Origin of the sequence: Curtobacterium sp. VKM Ac-1395, assembly GCF_015350975.1 — a bacterium.
GTDB lineage: Bacteria > Actinomycetota > Actinomycetes > Actinomycetales > Microbacteriaceae > Curtobacterium.
In genome coordinates this window covers 474,619-488,983 of record NZ_JADKRX010000003.1, presented here as the reverse complement: position 1 = coordinate 488,983, position 14,365 = coordinate 474,619, and the positions used below count along the sequence as shown (strand labels likewise).

General features: G+C 70.7%; 16 protein-coding genes. 11 read left to right on the top strand and 5 right to left on the bottom strand.

The window, feature by feature from the left end; genetic code table 11:
- Window positions 1-106 precede the first annotated feature (106 nt).
- The gene (locus ITJ68_RS10915; protein WP_228505391.1) at window positions 107-517 is read right to left on the bottom strand and encodes a MarR family winged helix-turn-helix transcriptional regulator; all 411 of its coding nucleotides are present in this window, start codon (window positions 515-517) and stop codon (window positions 107-109) included.
- A gap of 56 nt (window positions 518-573) precedes the next feature.
- Between ITJ68_RS10915 and ITJ68_RS10910 the strand changes: the two genes are divergently transcribed.
- On the top strand, window positions 574-1,350 hold the full coding sequence (locus ITJ68_RS10910; RefSeq protein WP_194661263.1) for an alpha/beta fold hydrolase: 777 nt from the start codon (window positions 574-576) through the stop codon (window positions 1,348-1,350).
- A gap of 6 nt (window positions 1,351-1,356) precedes the next feature.
- Here ITJ68_RS10910 and ITJ68_RS10905 read toward each other — a convergent pair whose 3' ends face one another.
- Entirely contained in the window at window positions 1,357-1,830 is a 474-nt protein-coding gene (locus ITJ68_RS10905) for a MarR family winged helix-turn-helix transcriptional regulator (protein WP_194661262.1), read from the bottom strand.
- A gap of 136 nt (window positions 1,831-1,966) precedes the next feature.
- Here ITJ68_RS10905 and ITJ68_RS10900 point away from each other — a divergent pair, with 136 nt between their 5' ends.
- On the top strand, window positions 1,967-2,833 hold the full coding sequence (locus tag ITJ68_RS10900; protein ID WP_194661261.1) for a cyclase family protein: 867 nt from the start codon (window positions 1,967-1,969) through the stop codon (window positions 2,831-2,833).
- An 85-nt stretch (window positions 2,834-2,918) separates the two neighbouring features.
- Here ITJ68_RS10900 and ITJ68_RS10895 read toward each other — a convergent pair whose 3' ends face one another.
- Together ITJ68_RS10895 and ITJ68_RS10890 are read right to left on the bottom strand one after the other, a co-directional pair.
- On the bottom strand, window positions 2,919-3,272 hold the full coding sequence (locus tag ITJ68_RS10895; RefSeq protein ID WP_194661260.1) for a hypothetical protein: 354 nt from the start codon (window positions 3,270-3,272) through the stop codon (window positions 2,919-2,921).
- A gap of 316 nt (window positions 3,273-3,588) precedes the next feature.
- Window positions 3,589-4,248: an NAD(P)-dependent oxidoreductase gene (locus ITJ68_RS10890; RefSeq protein ID WP_194661259.1), complete on the bottom strand. Its 660-nt coding sequence runs from the start codon at window positions 4,246-4,248 to the stop codon at window positions 3,589-3,591.
- A gap of 108 nt (window positions 4,249-4,356) precedes the next feature.
- On the opposite strand from ITJ68_RS10890, the gene ITJ68_RS10885 reads away from it, so the two are divergent.
- The 9 genes from ITJ68_RS10885 (at window position 4,357) to ITJ68_RS10845 (ending at window position 13,634) form a co-directional block, all read left to right on the top strand.
- Window positions 4,357-4,956 carry a TetR/AcrR family transcriptional regulator gene (locus ITJ68_RS10885; RefSeq protein WP_194661258.1) on the top strand — a complete coding sequence of 200 codons (600 nt, stop codon included), beginning with the start codon at window positions 4,357-4,359 and terminating at the stop codon, window positions 4,954-4,956.
- A gap of 120 nt (window positions 4,957-5,076) precedes the next feature.
- On the top strand, window positions 5,077-6,135 hold the full coding sequence (locus ITJ68_RS10880) for a LacI family DNA-binding transcriptional regulator (protein ID WP_194661257.1): 1,059 nt from the start codon (window positions 5,077-5,079) through the stop codon (window positions 6,133-6,135).
- Window positions 6,136-6,254: 119 nt separating this feature from the next.
- Complete coding sequence (locus ITJ68_RS10875) at window positions 6,255-7,565, top strand: ABC transporter substrate-binding protein (RefSeq protein WP_194661256.1); 1,311 nt, start codon at window positions 6,255-6,257, stop codon at window positions 7,563-7,565.
- A 96-nt stretch (window positions 7,566-7,661) separates the two neighbouring features.
- Window positions 7,662-8,636: a carbohydrate ABC transporter permease gene (locus ITJ68_RS10870; RefSeq protein ID WP_194661255.1), complete on the top strand. Its 975-nt coding sequence runs from the start codon at window positions 7,662-7,664 to the stop codon at window positions 8,634-8,636.
- A 4-nt stretch (window positions 8,637-8,640) separates the two neighbouring features.
- Entirely contained in the window at window positions 8,641-9,537 is an 897-nt protein-coding gene (locus ITJ68_RS10865) for a carbohydrate ABC transporter permease (RefSeq protein WP_323743287.1), read from the top strand.
- Between the two features lie 15 nt (window positions 9,538-9,552).
- Complete coding sequence (locus ITJ68_RS10860; protein ID WP_194661254.1) at window positions 9,553-10,653, top strand: glycoside hydrolase family 172 protein; 1,101 nt, start codon at window positions 9,553-9,555, stop codon at window positions 10,651-10,653.
- The gene (locus ITJ68_RS10855) at window positions 10,650-12,110 is read left to right on the top strand and encodes a glycoside hydrolase family 32 protein (RefSeq protein ID WP_194661253.1); all 1,461 of its coding nucleotides are present in this window, start codon (window positions 10,650-10,652) and stop codon (window positions 12,108-12,110) included. The genes ITJ68_RS10860 and ITJ68_RS10855 overlap by 4 nt, the downstream gene beginning before the upstream one ends.
- Window positions 12,107-13,063 (top strand): carbohydrate kinase family protein, encoded by a 957-nt coding sequence (locus tag ITJ68_RS10850; protein WP_194661252.1) that lies wholly within the window; start codon window positions 12,107-12,109, stop codon window positions 13,061-13,063. The genes ITJ68_RS10855 and ITJ68_RS10850 overlap by 4 nt, the downstream gene beginning before the upstream one ends.
- A gap of 4 nt (window positions 13,064-13,067) precedes the next feature.
- Complete coding sequence (locus tag ITJ68_RS10845) at window positions 13,068-13,634, top strand: GrpB family protein (protein WP_194661251.1); 567 nt, start codon at window positions 13,068-13,070, stop codon at window positions 13,632-13,634.
- A 2-nt stretch (window positions 13,635-13,636) separates the two neighbouring features.
- Here ITJ68_RS10845 and ITJ68_RS10840 read toward each other — a convergent pair whose 3' ends face one another.
- Window positions 13,637-14,359 (bottom strand): VIT1/CCC1 transporter family protein, encoded by a 723-nt coding sequence (locus ITJ68_RS10840; protein ID WP_194661250.1) that lies wholly within the window; start codon window positions 14,357-14,359, stop codon window positions 13,637-13,639.
- Window positions 14,360-14,365: the final 6 nt, after the last annotated feature.

The window sequence follows — 14,365 nt, the reverse complement described above, 5'->3', positions numbered from 1 at the left end:
GCACGGTGGTTCGGTGACGCGTCCCCGGACATCATGCATCATCTGTGCCCCGTTCGGGGGGTGATCACGGGAACCGGCGTCTGAACTCCGGATGGCGCCGGGTGTGTCAGCTGTTTGCTGTGAGGGTCTCGAGGAGGCGGGAGAGGGACGAGCGGTCGCCTTCCGACAGCGGTGCGAACAGCTCGTCGAGCACCTCCACCGCCACCGCTTGGCCACCCGCGAGCGCCGCGCGGCCCTCGTCCGTGAGGGTGTGCTCGATGCGTCGACCACGACCGGCCGTGCGCGTGACGAGCCCGCGGTCGACCAGCCGGGTGGCGAGCGTGCCGAAGGCCTGGTCGCTCTGGAAGGTCGCCACGGCCAGGTCGTGACCGGAGGCGGACGGCGTCCGGTCGACGGCACGCAGGGCGTCCCACTGCACGAGCGACACCCCCACGTCGCGCAGGGCAGCGTCCATCGTCCGGTGGTTGCGGTACTGCGCCCGCTTCACCAGCTGGCCGAGTGTCTCCAGGTCCGTCATCACGGTGCTACCGTATCAACACCAGTACATAAACATGTTGAGACAGGATGACCACCATGACCATCTCCCTCCCCGACGACCTGCGGGTCCTCCAGGCCGGCGAGCCCACCGCCCGCGTCGCACTCGTGCTGCACGGTGGTGGTGGCCCGCAGACCGTCGCGCCGATCGTCGGGCACCTCGCGCCGGCGTTCCACGTGCTCGCGCCGACCCACCCGGGCTGGGACGGCACCTCCCGGCCAACGGACATCGACTCCGTCGCCGCCCTCGCCACGGCCTACCTCGACCGGCTCCTCGCCGACGGCGTGCAGGACGCGGTGCTGGTCGGGTCCTCGATCGGTGGCTGGGTCGCGCTCGAGATGGCGGTGCAGGCCGCCGCTGACGACCGGTACGCGGGCGTGGTCGGCGCCGTGGTCGACATCGACGGCGTCGGGGCGGTCGTCGAGGGTGCGCCGATCGCCGACTTCTTCGCGCTCGACGCCCGCGGACTCGCCGAGGTCGCCTGGCACGACCCCTCGCGTGGGTACATGGACCCCGCCAGCCTGACGAACGAGCAGCGCGCCGTGCAGCGGTCGAACGGCGCCACGATGGCGGTCGTCGCCGGTCGGGGGATGAGCGACCCGACGCTGCTCGGTCGGCTCGGCGGCGTCCGGGTGCCGACCCTCGTGGTCTCGGGGGCGAGTGACCGCGTGGTCACGCCCGCGTACGCGCGCGCCGTCGCCGCTGCCGTCCCGGGAGCCGAGTTCGCCGAGGTCCCGGCTGCCGGGCACCTGCCGCACCTCGAGGCGCCCGAGGCGACGTGGACGGTCGTCGACCCGTTCCTCGGGCGGGTGTGACGCGGGTCAGCTGACGGCTCGGTGGGCGTGCTGCTCGGGGGGCTCCTCGGCGGCCCGGATGACGGTGAGCAGGAGCTCGTTGAGTCGTCCGCTCTCGGTCCGGTCGAGCCCGAGGCTCGTCAGGTCGTTGCTCGCGAGTGCGATCGCGAGTGCCGTCTCGAGCGTGTGTTCGCCGTCGACGGTGAGCTGCACCGGGTTCCTGCGCCCCTTCGAACGGGCGGCCGCACGCCGGATCAGCCCCTGCTCCTCCATGCCGTCCAGGACCTGCGCCATGCTCTGAGGTCGGACGAAGACCGCCCGTGCGATCTCGGCGGAGGTCAGCGCGGCGCCGTGGGCCAGGCAGGAGAGCACGCCGAACTGCACGAGGCCGATGCCGTGGTCCGCGAGGCCCGTGGTGATCCGGGTGCCGATGATCCGTCCGACCTTCACAGCGTTCCATCCCAGCACCAGGTCGAGCCCGTCATGGGTGTCCGCGTCCATCGATGCCCATCTTCCTGTCGATCGTTCACAAGCAGGAACCTGCTTCTTGCCGTACCCTGCAGGAACCTGCTTCCCGAGTCCCCCTCCGGAGCATGCCCGAAGTCCACCAGGACCACGAATCGACAGGACGACGCCGATGACATCCACGCAGCTCCCCGACAACCGCGGACGATGGGGCGACGCCGACGAGCTCGGCGCCCTCAACCTCGTTGACGATGCCGCTCGTGCTCGCGCAGCCTCGGCAGTCCAGGTCGGACGGTGGGTCTCGCTCGCCCTGCCGACGGATCCCGCATCGATGCTCGGCGGGCCGTTCGCGCCCCCGTCTCCCCCGGTACAGCAGGCGCTCCTGCACACCGGGACGCCGCCGATGGGCATGGCGGAGGTGATCACCGTGACGCCGCACCACCCAGCTCTGACCCACATCGACGCCCTGGTCCACATGCCGATCGACGGTGTCGTCTTCCCGGCGGTCCCACTCGGCGACGCCGTGACGGGCGGGATCGTCACCCACGGCTCCACCTCGGCCTTCGCCGCGGGAATCGTCACCCGTGGCGTGCTGCTCGACCTGGCTCCCGGTGGACGGCTGCCGTCAGCGCATCCGATCACCGCCGACGACCTCGACGTGGCGGAGGCCCGCGGTGGCGTCCAGGTCGAACCGGGGGACGCGCTCGTCGTCCGGACGGGTTGGACGTTCCGGTGGGACGCGGACGAGCAGGGCCCCGGTGTCACGGTCGACGCCGTCCGGTGGTTGCACGACCACGACGTGTCGGTCTGGGCTGGTGACGTCGGCGACAGCTTCCCGCCGCTCGACTCGGACGTGCCGATGCCGCTCCACATGGTCGGACTCGCACGGCTCGGCATGACGCTCGTCGACGGCGTCGCGGTCGAGGAGCTCGCCACGGTCTGTGCCGAGGTCGGCCGCACGGCGTTCATGCTCGTGGTCGCACCGCCCCGGATCAGTGGCCTCACCGGCGTCCCGGTGAATCCGATCGCGGTCTTCTGAGCAATGGCCCGGGCCCGGGCCTGGGCCCAGGTCCGGGTCCGCGGGTCGGGATGCTGGCGTCGACCGGTTCTGCGGCCGTCCGTCGTCAGTCGGAGACGACGGTGCGGCTGTCCGCGGGGTGTCCGTGCCGCTGCGAGTACCGGCGTGCGCGGCGGATCCGTCGCACGGTCAGCGGCACCAGGACGACGAGGACGAGGACCAGTCCCGCGAGGAAGACGAGGGAACTGACCGTCCCGCGGAGCGCCGAGGACACGAACTGGAACGTGAGCCCGGTGGAGAGCAGTCCGAAGAAGGCGAGCTGGAACTGCAGGACGAGCTGGCCGCCCCGCCGACGACGAGCAGCGTCGGGACCCAGACGGGCGCCCGAGCGGACAGCGCCGCGAGCACGATGAACACCGCTGCGACGACGTCGATCGCAGCCACCCCGGCGAACCACCACCCCAGGAAGCGCCGGCTCTCCGGTGAGGCTCGGTGGTCCCAGTAACCCGCGAGTCCACCGATGGCGACCGGACCAATCACGAGGAACGGCGCGGCGGTCGCCGAACCGATCCGGAGCGTCCGGTCGGCGTCCGCGAAGCCGAACACGACCAGCAGTGCGGCACCCAGCGTGAGCGCTGTCGCCACGACGATCACCAGGACGGAGACCACGACGCGCATCGCTGTTCCTCCGGGCGGATCGGGGTGCCCGGATCATCCTCCACCCCGGACGACCAGTTGGTCGGAACCGTGCGGTTGCCCGCAACGGCCGCAACGGGTCAGGTGGCGCTCGCCGAGTGGTAGCTGCTCGGGTCGCAGGTGTGGACGGCGGAGTCGTCGAACACCGTCCGCAGCGTGTAGTCAGCGCAGTCGGCGAACGTGCCGATGCTCATCCGCTTGCCGGACCGGTGGAGCGTGCCCTTCGACGGGCCGTCGGACCCGATGCCGGCGCGGTGCACCATCCACTCCAGGTCGTGGGCCTCGGTGCTGAGGTGCCGCATGACCGCCTCGTTGTCCTCGTGCTGCCCGATGTACTCGCGCGCGATCGTGGCGCGGACCGCCCGGAGCACGGGAGGGAGCCGCTCGCCGGGAGGGGCGCTCAGTCCGCCCGCCTGGTAGAGGAAGCGGGAGACGCCCTGGCGCCGCATCGCGGGGACGAGTCGGCGGACGAACTCCGTGTTGACCTGCCGGTCGCGCTGCGCCACGACGTCGCCGAGCATCGCCACGACCGCGTCGGTCCCGTCGAGGAGCGCATCGAGGTCGAGGTCGCCGGTGACGGACCCGGCGACGACCTCGAGGTCGGGGTGTGTCCGGGTGAGCTTCGCGGGGGTCCTGGCGAGGGCGCGGACGCGATGGCCCTGCTCCAGTGCGAGCCGGAGGAAGTGCTGTCCGGTCTGTCCGGTGGCCCCGAACACCAGGAAGGTCTTCTGCTGGTCCATGGGTGGTCCTGTCGTCGATCGTGCGGAGAAGTGCCGGTGTCAGCCTCGTCCTCAAAGTAGTCACTGTCTAGAAAGGAGTCAATGCCTACATCCTCGTAGGCTGAGCCCATGACGACGCGGCCGTTCCACCACGGGAACCTGCGGGCCGTCCTGCTCGAACAGGCCGAGGGCATGCTCCGTACCGTCGGGTCCGACGGTCTGTCGCTCCGGGAACTCGCCCGCCAGGCCGGTGTCAGTCACGGCGCCCCGCGAAGCCACTTCATCGACCGGCAGGCGCTGCTCGACGCGCTCGCCGAGCAGGGGTTCGACCGGTTGACGCGAGCGGTGCGGTCTGCCGTCGACGGCGCCGAGTCCGCTCGTGTCGGCTTCGACCGCGTCGCACAGGCCTACGTCGACTTCGCGATCGAGGACGCCGCGCTGATGGAACTGATGTTCGCCGCCAAGACCGGTGCGCGACCCGGGGCCGTGCAGGAGGCTGCCGGCCGCTTGTTCGGCGCGCTCGACGACGTCATGGGCCCGCCGGGGCCCACCATGGCGGACGGGGCGCGGGACACGTTCAAGATGCTCTTCGGAGCGACCATGCAGGGGATCGCGGCGCTCGTCGCGTCCGGTCGCATCGCCCGTGCCCAGGGCGACGTCCTGGTGACCGCCGCGATGGCGATGCTGCTCGACTCCGAGCTCGGTCGCGAGGTCGTCGCACGGCACTGATCCGGGGCGGGACGACCCGGAACATCACGGTCCGGTAACGCTCTGGTGTCAACGTTCTTGACGCCATAACGTCCACGTCAACCGATTGACACCGAGCGTCGATCACCGGAAGGAGGCCTCATGCTGACCCTGCGCGACGTTGCTGCGAAAGCCGGAGTGTCAGCCTCCACGGTCTCGCTCGTGCTCAACGGGCTCGACGAGGGGCGCATCCGGCCCGCGCTCAGCGCCCACGTCCGGCAGGTCGCCGACGAGCTCGGGTACGTCCCGGACCTCATGGCACGAGGCCTCCGGACGCGACGGACCCACACGATCGGATTGCTCTCGGACCAGGTGGCGAGTGCCCCGTTCGCCAGCTCGATGCTGGGCGGCGCGGAACGTGTCGCACAGTCGGAGAGCTTCCTGCTGCTGCTCATCGACACCGACGGCGACGCGGGTCAGGAGCGCGTGGCCGTCCGCAGCCTGGTGCAGCGCAACGTCGACGCGCTCGTCTACGCCGCCGCCTGGCACCGCGCGGTCGACCTCCCGGTCGTGCCGGACCGGATCCCGCTCATCGTCCTCGACGGGCTGCCTTCCGACCCGGGATCCCGGGCCGACTGGGTCGTTCCGGACGAGCGCGGGGGAGCGGAGGGAGCTGTCCGGCACCTGATCGACGCCGGTCACCGGCGCATCGCGTACTGCGGTGTCGCCGAGGACGTGCCAGCGGCACACCAGCGGTTCCAGGGGTACCTCGACGCCCTCCACGCCGCGGGCCTGCCGTTCGACGAGCGTCTGGTCGTCGCCGCATCCGACAGCACCACCGCGGCCGCGCGACCCGTCGCCGCGGAGCTGCTCGGCAGGACCGACCGGCCGACCGCCGTGTTCTGCTTCGGGGACCAGCTCGCGTTCGGCTTCTACCAGGTCGCGCAACGGCTCGGCATCGGCATCCCCGACGCCCTGTCGGTGGTCGGCTTCGACAACCAGCACTACGTCGCCGACGCGCTCGACCCCGGCCTGACCACCGTGCAGCTCCCGCACCGTGCGATGGGGGAGTGGGCGGCACGGCGCGCCATCGAACGGATCGACGGCGACACTGCCGACCCCACGCACCACCGTCAGGCGTGCGAACTGGTCGAGCGCGGCTCCGTCGGTCCACCAGCGGACGTCACCGTCATCTCCGGAGCCCGGACCGCGCGCTCGTAGCGGTCCCCTGTCCTCCCTGTCTCCCAGCCGGCTGCCCACGCCGCCGGTCTGGTCCGTCGCGCCTGCGTCCCCGTGCAGTCGCGCGCCATCCACCACAACGAAGTGAACGGAGCACCACCATGCGCACCACCCGAACAGCTCGGCGCCTGCTCGCCGGGATCGTCGCCACGGCTCTCGTCGGGGTCGGTCTCGTCGGCTGCGCCTCGTCCGGCGGCGACAGCAGCGACGGCAAGACCTTCACGATCTGGCAGTACGAGGCCAAGGACTCTGCGCAGTACCAGTCGTGGCGGGACGCCGTCACCACGTTCAAGGAGAAGCACCCGGACGTGGACGTGAAGCTCGTGTCGACCAGCTTCGACAACATGCAGAAGAACGCCAAGCTGCTCCTCACGGGCAACAAGGTCCCCGACGTCGTCGAGGTGAACAAGGGCAACGCGGATGCCGGACAGCTGGCCTCGCAGGGCCTGATCGAGAACCTGGACCCGCAGGTGCAGAAGTACGGCTGGGACGAGAAGGTCAAGGGCGCGATGTCGTCACTTGCGCGGTACGACCGGAACGGCAACGCCGGTTCGGGCAGCTGGTACGGCGTCCCGAACATCGGCGAGGTGATCGTCTGGTTCTACAACAAGGACGCCTTCGCGAAGGCCGGCATCACGGAGGCCCCGACGACGATGGACGAGCTCGAGCGGGACATGCAGACGTTCAAGGACCAGGGCACGACCCCGGTCGCGAGCGGCGCGAACGCGTTCGGCGCGCTCTGGACCTGGTACAGCCTCGTCTCGGCGAAGGCCGACCGGAAGCTCATCGACAACTACATGTTCCTCAAGGGCAGCCCGTCCCTGGACTCGGGGGCCTTCGCCGAGGGCACGGAACAGTTCCAGCAGTGGATCGACAAGGGGTACCTCGGGAGCAAGCTCGCTGGCGTCACCGGCGACCAGATGGACGCCACCTGGCTCTCCGGCAAGAGCCCGCTGATCGTCGAGGACTCCGCGGCGTTCAACCGCTTCAAGGCGGACGCGAAGTTCGACTGGGGCACGTTCACCCTCCCCGGCGCGAGCCTCAACGCCGGCTCGTCCGGTCACCTCTGGGCCGTACCGACGAAGTCGGGCAACAAGGAACTCGCCTACGACTGGATCAACACGACGCTGAGCTCCCAGGTGCAGAACGCCATCGGCAAGCGCGCGGGGCTGCCCCTCGCCGGTGACCCCTCGGTCATCAGCGACCCGCAGACCAAGGCGCTCACGCAGCAGTTCGCCGACGTCGTCGACAAGGACCAGATCTCGTTCTTCCCGGACTACCCGGTCCCCGGGCTGCTCGACTTCCAGCAGTCCGGCATGCAGGCGATGGTCAACAAGACCAAGACCGCCGACGAGTTCACGAAGGAACTGCAGGCGTTCTACAGCAAGGGCAAGAAGCAGGTCGACGGCTAGCCGTCCCTGCTCACGGGGTGGGTACCGCGTCGGTGCCCGCCCCACCCCGCACGACCGTCAGGCCGCGCACCTCCCCGTTCGCATCGAAGGACAAAGATGACCTCAGACACCTCGCTCCGCAGTCGTGGCTCCGCCTCCCGCGCCGCCGCCGACCGTGTGACGCCCACCCGTGGACGGCCGTTCCGCGGCGTCTCCTACTGGTGGTACCTCACCCCGATCATCGTCGGGTTCACCGCCGTCGTGCTCGTGCCGTTCGCCGTCAACGTCTACACCAGCTTCTTCCAGTGGAAGGGCGGTCTGGCCCCGATGTCCTGGTACGGACTGGGCAACTACACCGACCTGCTCCACGACGACCTGTTCTGGGAGTCGTTCCGGAACACGGCGTTCATGATCGTCGCGATCGTCGTGGTTCCGACCGTCATCGGCCTGGTCCTCGCAGCGGTCCTGTTCGACTACCTCGGTCGCACCTTCGGTCCGCGCGCAGCATCGGTGCTCCGTGCCACCTACTACCTGCCCCAGATCGTCCCGATCGCCGTCGCCGGCGTGGTCTGGAGCTGGATCCTCAACACCCAGGGCGGCGCGATCAACTCGATCCTCGGTGCCGTGGGCATCGAGAACGGACCCGACTGGCTGGGCGACCCGAAGCTGGCGCTCTTCTCGATCATGCTGATGCTCGTCTGGGGACAGATCGGCTACCCGGTCATCATCTTCATGTCGGCCCTGCAACGTGTGGATCCCGAACTGCACGAGGCAGCGGAGATGGACGGCGCCAACTGGTGGCACCGCTTCCGCGCGATCAGCATCCCGCAGATCCGGCCCGAGGTGTTCATCGTCGTCCTCACGGCGACCGTGGGGGCGCTCAAGGTGTTCGCGCCGGTCCTGATCCTCACCAACGGTGGGCCGGAGAGCTCGACGTACGTGCCCTCGTACTACTCGTACCTCAACTTCTTCCAGCTCTCCCGCGTCGGGTACGGGTCGGCCCTGTCGACCGTCCTGACCGTCATCATCTTCATCATCGCCGCGGTCCTGCTCTGGTGGCAGCGCCGCAGCGTCCGGAACCTGGAGGACTGACACCGTGGTCACACTCATCGAGACCCGTCCACCCGCCGAACAGACGTCCCCGGCACCACGACAGCCCCGCCCGGCACACAAGCGCGGAGCCGTCCGGTGGGTCGTGCTCGGCATCGCGATCCTCACGGGGGTCGTCATGGCCTCGCCGTTCCTGGTCCTCGTGCTCACGGCCTTCCGCACGCAGTCCGACTACGCGGCGAACGGACCGTTCTCGGTCCCCGACCAGCTGACGCTCTCGGCGTTCGGCCGGTACCTCCGGGACGTGGACTTCCCGCTCGCGCTCTGGAACTCGGTCGCCATCTCGCTCCTGGTCGCCGTGATCGGCGTGCTGATCTCCCTCCTCGCCTCGTACGCGATCGGCGTCGGCAAGATCCGCGGGGCGACGCTCGTCACCGGCGTCCTGCTGTTCGCGACGATGCTCCCGCAGGAAGCGATCATCTACCCGCTCTTCCACGGCGCACAGGCCCTCGGCCTCCGGGACTCCATCTGGTCCGTCGTCATCATCTTCGCGGTGTTGCAGGCCGCCTTCGGGACCTACCTCCTCGGCAGCGTGTTCGGCACCTTCCCGCCGTCCCTCCTCGAGGCAGCACGACTGGACGGCGCCAACCGCTGGCAGGTGCTCTGGCAGGTGGTGTTCCCCGTGATGCGGCCCACCCTGTCGGTGCTGCTGATCTTCTTCTTCATCTGGACGTGGAACGAGTTCTACATCCCCGTGGTGATGCTCACCGACCCGGCGAACCAGACCGTGCCGATCGCACTGTCGACCCTCCGGGGCCAGCTCTCGACCGACATCACCGAACTCAACGCCGGATCCCTGCTGTCCCTCCTGCCGACGTTGCTGTTCTTCCTCTTCTTCCAACGCACCCTCACCCGCGGCATCACTGCCGGCGCGGTCAAGTAGCCCGAAAGCGACACCATGATCCACGAACTCGACCAGCTCGCCGTCCTGCCCACCGGTGTCAGGAGCCGCTCCATCAACGCCGAGAACCCCGACGGTTCGCCCGGTGGGGCCGCGCGGACCGCATCGGACCTCGGTCCCGGACGCAAGGGCCGAGCGTTCTCGGCACTGCCCGCAGGAGGGCGTCTCGTCCTCGCCGACATCGACGGGCCCGGTGTCATCCGGCACATCTGGCTGACGGTCCCCGACACCACGGAGACGAACCCGTTCGTCCTCCGCAACCTCGTGCTCCGCATGTACTGGGACGGCTCCGAGAGCCCCGCGGTCGAGGTGCCCGTCGGCGACTTCTTCTGCAACGGGTTCGCCGAGCGCGCACTCGTCACGTCGATCCCGATCACGGTGGCACCCACCGGTGGGATGAACTCCTACTTCGCGATGCCGTTCCGGAAGCACGCCCGGATCGTCATCGACAGCGACCACCCCGACGACGTCGACGCCGTGTTCTTCCAGGTCGACTACACCGTCGGCGACGACATCGCGGACAACGTCGGGTCCTTCCACGCACAGTGGCGACGCAGCAACGCCACCGCCGGCCACGGCAACGACCACGTCGTCCTCGACGGCGTGACCGGCACCGGTCGGTACCTCGGCACCTTCATCGGCCTGACGTCGCTCGAACGGTACTGGTGGGGGGAGGGCGAGGTGAAGTTCTTCCTGGACGACGACACCACCCACCCGACCCAGTGCAGCACCGGGCTCGAGGACTACGCGGGTGGTGCGTGGGCGTTCCAGGACGCCCTCCGTGCCAGCCCGGAACCGCAGCCGATCACGTACAGCGCCCCCTACTTCGGCTACCCGCAGCGCACCACCGCCGACACCACCGCCGCGTCGCCGTTCGCGACGGCCATGGCACCGAGCCACGGCATGTACCGCTGGCACCTGCCGGACCCGATCCTGTTCGACTCGGCGCTCCGCGTCACGCTGCAGCAGATCGGTGCATGGGACGGCGGCCTCTTCGAGCGCAACGACGACGTCTGCTCGACCGCGTACTGGTACCAGACCGGGGACACCGCTCCGTTCCCGGCGTTCCCGGACGCCCGCGCACGACAGCCCCGATGAGCACGGTCCAGGCCGCGAACGGTGACCTGCTCCGGCCGCGGCAGCACTTCACGCCGCGGCAGGGGTGGATGAACGACCCGAACGGACTCGTCGTCCACGGGGGCCGGTGGCACCTCTTCTTCCAGCACAACCCCCACGGCACCGACTGGGGCAGCATGTCCTGGGGACACGCCTGGTCGGTCGACCTGCGCACCTGGCACGAGGAACCCGTGGCGATCCCGCACGACGCCGACGAGGACGTGTTCTCCGGCAGCGTCGTCGTCGCACGGCCGACGGACCGGCACGACGCACCGCGGGCCGGCGACCTCGTGGCGGTCTACACCAGCGTCGGCACAGCGAGTTCGGACCGCGCCGGGTCCCAGGCGCAGGCGCTCGCCACCAGTGCCGACGGGGGTCGGACGTGGTCCAAGCGTGCGGGCGGTCCGGTGCTCGACCGCGGGTCCACGGACTTCCGCGACCCACACGTCTTCCGGTGGTCCGACGGCGTCGACGAGCGGTGGGTGATGGTCGCCGTCGAAGCGGTGGAGCGGGCGGTGGTGGTCTACGGGTCGGACGACCTGGTCGAGTGGCACCCGCTCAGCCGGTTCGCCCCGGTCATCGCGGTCGACGGGATCTGGGAGTGTCCCGACCTGTTCCCGCTGACCGACCCCGACAGCGGGGACGTCCGGTGGGTCCTGTTGCTGAGCGTCGGTGACGGACACCCGGCGGGCGGTTCGGGCATGGTCGCGTTCATCGGTGACTTCGACGGCGAGACCTACACCGCGGACGCCGAGCCCGAGTGGGTCGACCAGGGACGTGACTGCTACGCCGGCGTCACGTTCACCGACGCGCTCGAGGGTCGACGCGTCATGGTCGCCTGGATGTCGAACTGGCAGTACGCGCACGTCCTCCCGGACCACGGGTGGCGCGGTGCGATGACGCTGCCCCGGGAACTCGCCCTCCGGACGGTCGACGGACGACCCCGTCTGGTGCAGCACGTGGCCGTCGAGATCGCTGTCCCCCTCGCACCGCCGGCGTCTCGGCCACTCGAGCTCCTGGCCGGCTCGGCCGTCCGCATCACGAGCCCCGACGGCGACCCCGTCGGCCTCCGCCTGCGGCTCGAGCGTGGACAGACCTCCGGCGACCTGCTCGTCGACGGCCCCGGGTGCACGCTGTCCTGGTCGCTCCGTGACCGCGAGCTGGTCCTCGACCGCCGGGTGGTCGGCGGGTACGGTGCGGGGTCGCCGTTCCCGTCCACGACGCGGGTGCCGCTCTCCGGGGACACCAGCAGCGTCGAGCTGTACTTCGACAACGGTTCGGTCGAGGTCGTCGCCGACGACGGTGCGACGGTGCTCACGGCACTCCTGCCGCCGAGTGCCGCCACCCCGTCCCTGACCCTGCGTGCCGTCGGCGGCGGCAGCGTCGTCGGACACCTCGAGTCGTCCGCCCACATCGACCAGACGCCGGTCCCCGGATGACCGCCCCTGCTGCCGACGCCCGGTCCCGGCCCGCGCTGGTCATCGGGGAGACGCTCGTCGATGCCGTGCACCGGGCGGACGGCACCACGAGCCGGCACCCCGGCGGGGCGGCAGCGAACGTCGCGCTCGGCCTCGCCCGCCTGGGGCACCCGGTCGTCCTCGCCACCCACATCGGCCCCGACGACGACGGGCGGACACTCCGCGCCCCGCTCGAGGCGGCGGGGGTCACCATCGCCGAGGTCCACCGGTCCCCGTCGTGCCCGAGCCACGTCGCGCACGCCGTGCTCGACGCCGACGGGGCAGCGACCTACGCCTTCGACGTGGACTGGGACGTCCGCCCGACCCTGGACCCACTCCGTCCGCCCGCGCTCGTGCACACGGGGTGTCTCGGCACCCTGCTGCTCCCCGGAGCCGACGCCGTGCTGGAGACCGTCCAGCGAGCACCGGAGGCGTCCTTCGTCAGCTACGACGTCAACATGCGCCCCGCTGCGGTCGACGACGCTCCCCGCACCGTGGCCCGGGTGGAGGCGTTCGTGGCCGCGAGCGACCTCGTGAAGGCATCGGACGAGGACCTCGCCTGGTTGTACCCGTCCGTCGAACCGGCCGAGGTCGCCGCGGCGTGGAGCACGAGCGGACGCGCCGTCGTCCTGACACGTGGACAGGAGGGCGCGACGCTCTTCGTGGACGGGCACACCGAGCACGCTCCGGCACGGCGGGTACGGGTCGCGGACACCATCGGCGCCGGCGACGCCTTCTGTGCGGCGTTCCTCTCCTTCCTCTGGCGGCAGGACGCCCTCGGTCGCCGACCCCGGCACGTGCCGACGTGGCGTGCGGCACTGCACCACGCCGTCGCGGCGGCCGCGTTGACGGTCTCCCGGCCGGGCGCCGACCCGCCGACGTCCGAGGACCTCGACCGCTTCCGCCGGGCAGCACCGGAGCGCCTGCGAGGATGACGGCATGGAGCACAGCGACGACCGCCGCCGCCCGGACGTGACGACGATCGAGATCGTCGGCGGGCCCGAAGCGGTCCACGTCGACCTGCACCCGTACGACGAGCGCTGGCCCACGGTGTTCGCCGAGCACCGGGACCGGATCCGGCGGGCACTCGGCGCGGGCGGAGCGACCGTCGGGATCGAGCACATCGGTTCCACGGCCGTGCCCGGGCTGGCGGCGAAGCCGATCATCGACGTCCTGGTGACGGTGGACGACATCACCGCCGAGGAGGACCACGTCGAGCCGCTGCTGGTGGCGGGGTACGTGCTGCGCGTCCGCGAGCCCGGCCATCGACTGGTCCGCACACCGGAACGCTCCGTCCACGTGCACGTCTACGAGCACCATGCTCCGGCGGTCGAGCGGTACCGGCTGTTCCGCGACCGGCTCCGCTCCGACCCCGCCGACAGGGCGCTCTACGAGACCACCAAGCGCGAGCTGTTCCGCCGGCAGTGGGACGACATGAACGACTACGCGGACGCCAAGACCGCCGTGGTGCAGGAGATCACGGCTCGAGCGCGCGTGGGCCGCTGACCCTAGAGGGCGTGCGCCCCGAGCAGCATCCCGGCGATCCACGTCGCGGCCAGGGCGAGTGCCCCACCGACGACCACGCGGGTGGCTGCACGGCCACGGCGTGCGCCGCCGAGCACCGCTCCGGTGATGCCGGTCGCGGCCAGGGCGAGCAGCACGGCGACGACGACGACGGCGATGCGGCTCGACGGCGGGGCGAGGACGGTCGCCACGAACGGCAGGAGGCCTCCGACGAGGAACGTCGCCGCGGACACCCAGGCAGCACGCCACGGGCTGACGACCTCCTCGGCCGCCGCACGCTCCTCTGCGGCGACCCAGGCGTCACGGACCTCGGGGCGCGCGAGCTCGTCAGCGACCGACGACGCGACGGACGCGGACACCCCGAGCGACCGGTAGGCGGCGGCGACGTCGTCGTGCTGCTGGGCGGCCGCCGCGCGTCGAGCGGCGGCGGCGGTCTGCCCGGTCCGCTGGGCGTCCCGGGCACCGCTCACCGAGACGTACTCGCCGAGGGCCATGGACACCGCGCCGCCGACCAGTGCCGCCCCACCAGCCGCGAGCACGGGACCGATCGCGACGCCGGCACCTGCGACACCCACGACGACGGCGGCCACGGACACGATGCCGTCGTTCGCGCCGAGCAGGCCGGCGCGGAGCCAGTTCAGCCGTGCGGCACTCGTCGACTCCGCCGGTGACAGGTCGGGCAGTGCGGGGACGGTGGTGGTTGCCATGTGGAC

Excerpts from the sequence above, each read along its gene's own strand:
- ITJ68_RS10855 (WP_194661253.1), top strand. The coding sequence starts at position 10,650 with ATGAGCACGGTCCAGGCCGCGAACGGTGACCTGCTCCGGCCGCGGCAG.
- ITJ68_RS10900 (WP_194661261.1), top strand. The coding sequence starts at position 1,967 with ATGACATCCACGCAGCTCCCCGACAACCGCGGACGATGGGGCGACGCC.
- ITJ68_RS10850 (WP_194661252.1), top strand. The coding sequence starts at position 12,107 with ATGACCGCCCCTGCTGCCGACGCCCGGTCCCGGCCCGCGCTGGTCATC.
- ITJ68_RS10840 (WP_194661250.1), bottom strand. The coding sequence starts at position 14,359 with ATGGCAACCACCACCGTCCCCGCACTGCCCGACCTGTCACCGGCGGAG.
- ITJ68_RS10885 (WP_194661258.1), top strand. The coding sequence starts at position 4,357 with ATGACGACGCGGCCGTTCCACCACGGGAACCTGCGGGCCGTCCTGCTC.
- ITJ68_RS10845 (WP_194661251.1), top strand. The coding sequence starts at position 13,068 with ATGGAGCACAGCGACGACCGCCGCCGCCCGGACGTGACGACGATCGAG.
- ITJ68_RS10915 (WP_228505391.1), bottom strand. The coding sequence starts at position 517 with ATGACGGACCTGGAGACACTCGGCCAGCTGGTGAAGCGGGCGCAGTAC.
- ITJ68_RS10875 (WP_194661256.1), top strand. The coding sequence starts at position 6,255 with ATGCGCACCACCCGAACAGCTCGGCGCCTGCTCGCCGGGATCGTCGCC.
- ITJ68_RS10905 (WP_194661262.1), bottom strand. The coding sequence starts at position 1,830 with ATGGACGCGGACACCCATGACGGGCTCGACCTGGTGCTGGGATGGAAC.
- ITJ68_RS10890 (WP_194661259.1), bottom strand. The coding sequence starts at position 4,248 with ATGGACCAGCAGAAGACCTTCCTGGTGTTCGGGGCCACCGGACAGACC.
- ITJ68_RS10910 (WP_194661263.1), top strand. The coding sequence starts at position 574 with ATGACCATCTCCCTCCCCGACGACCTGCGGGTCCTCCAGGCCGGCGAG.
- ITJ68_RS10870 (WP_194661255.1), top strand. The coding sequence starts at position 7,662 with ATGACCTCAGACACCTCGCTCCGCAGTCGTGGCTCCGCCTCCCGCGCC.
- ITJ68_RS10880 (WP_194661257.1), top strand. The coding sequence starts at position 5,077 with ATGCTGACCCTGCGCGACGTTGCTGCGAAAGCCGGAGTGTCAGCCTCC.
- ITJ68_RS10860 (WP_194661254.1), top strand. The coding sequence starts at position 9,553 with ATGATCCACGAACTCGACCAGCTCGCCGTCCTGCCCACCGGTGTCAGG.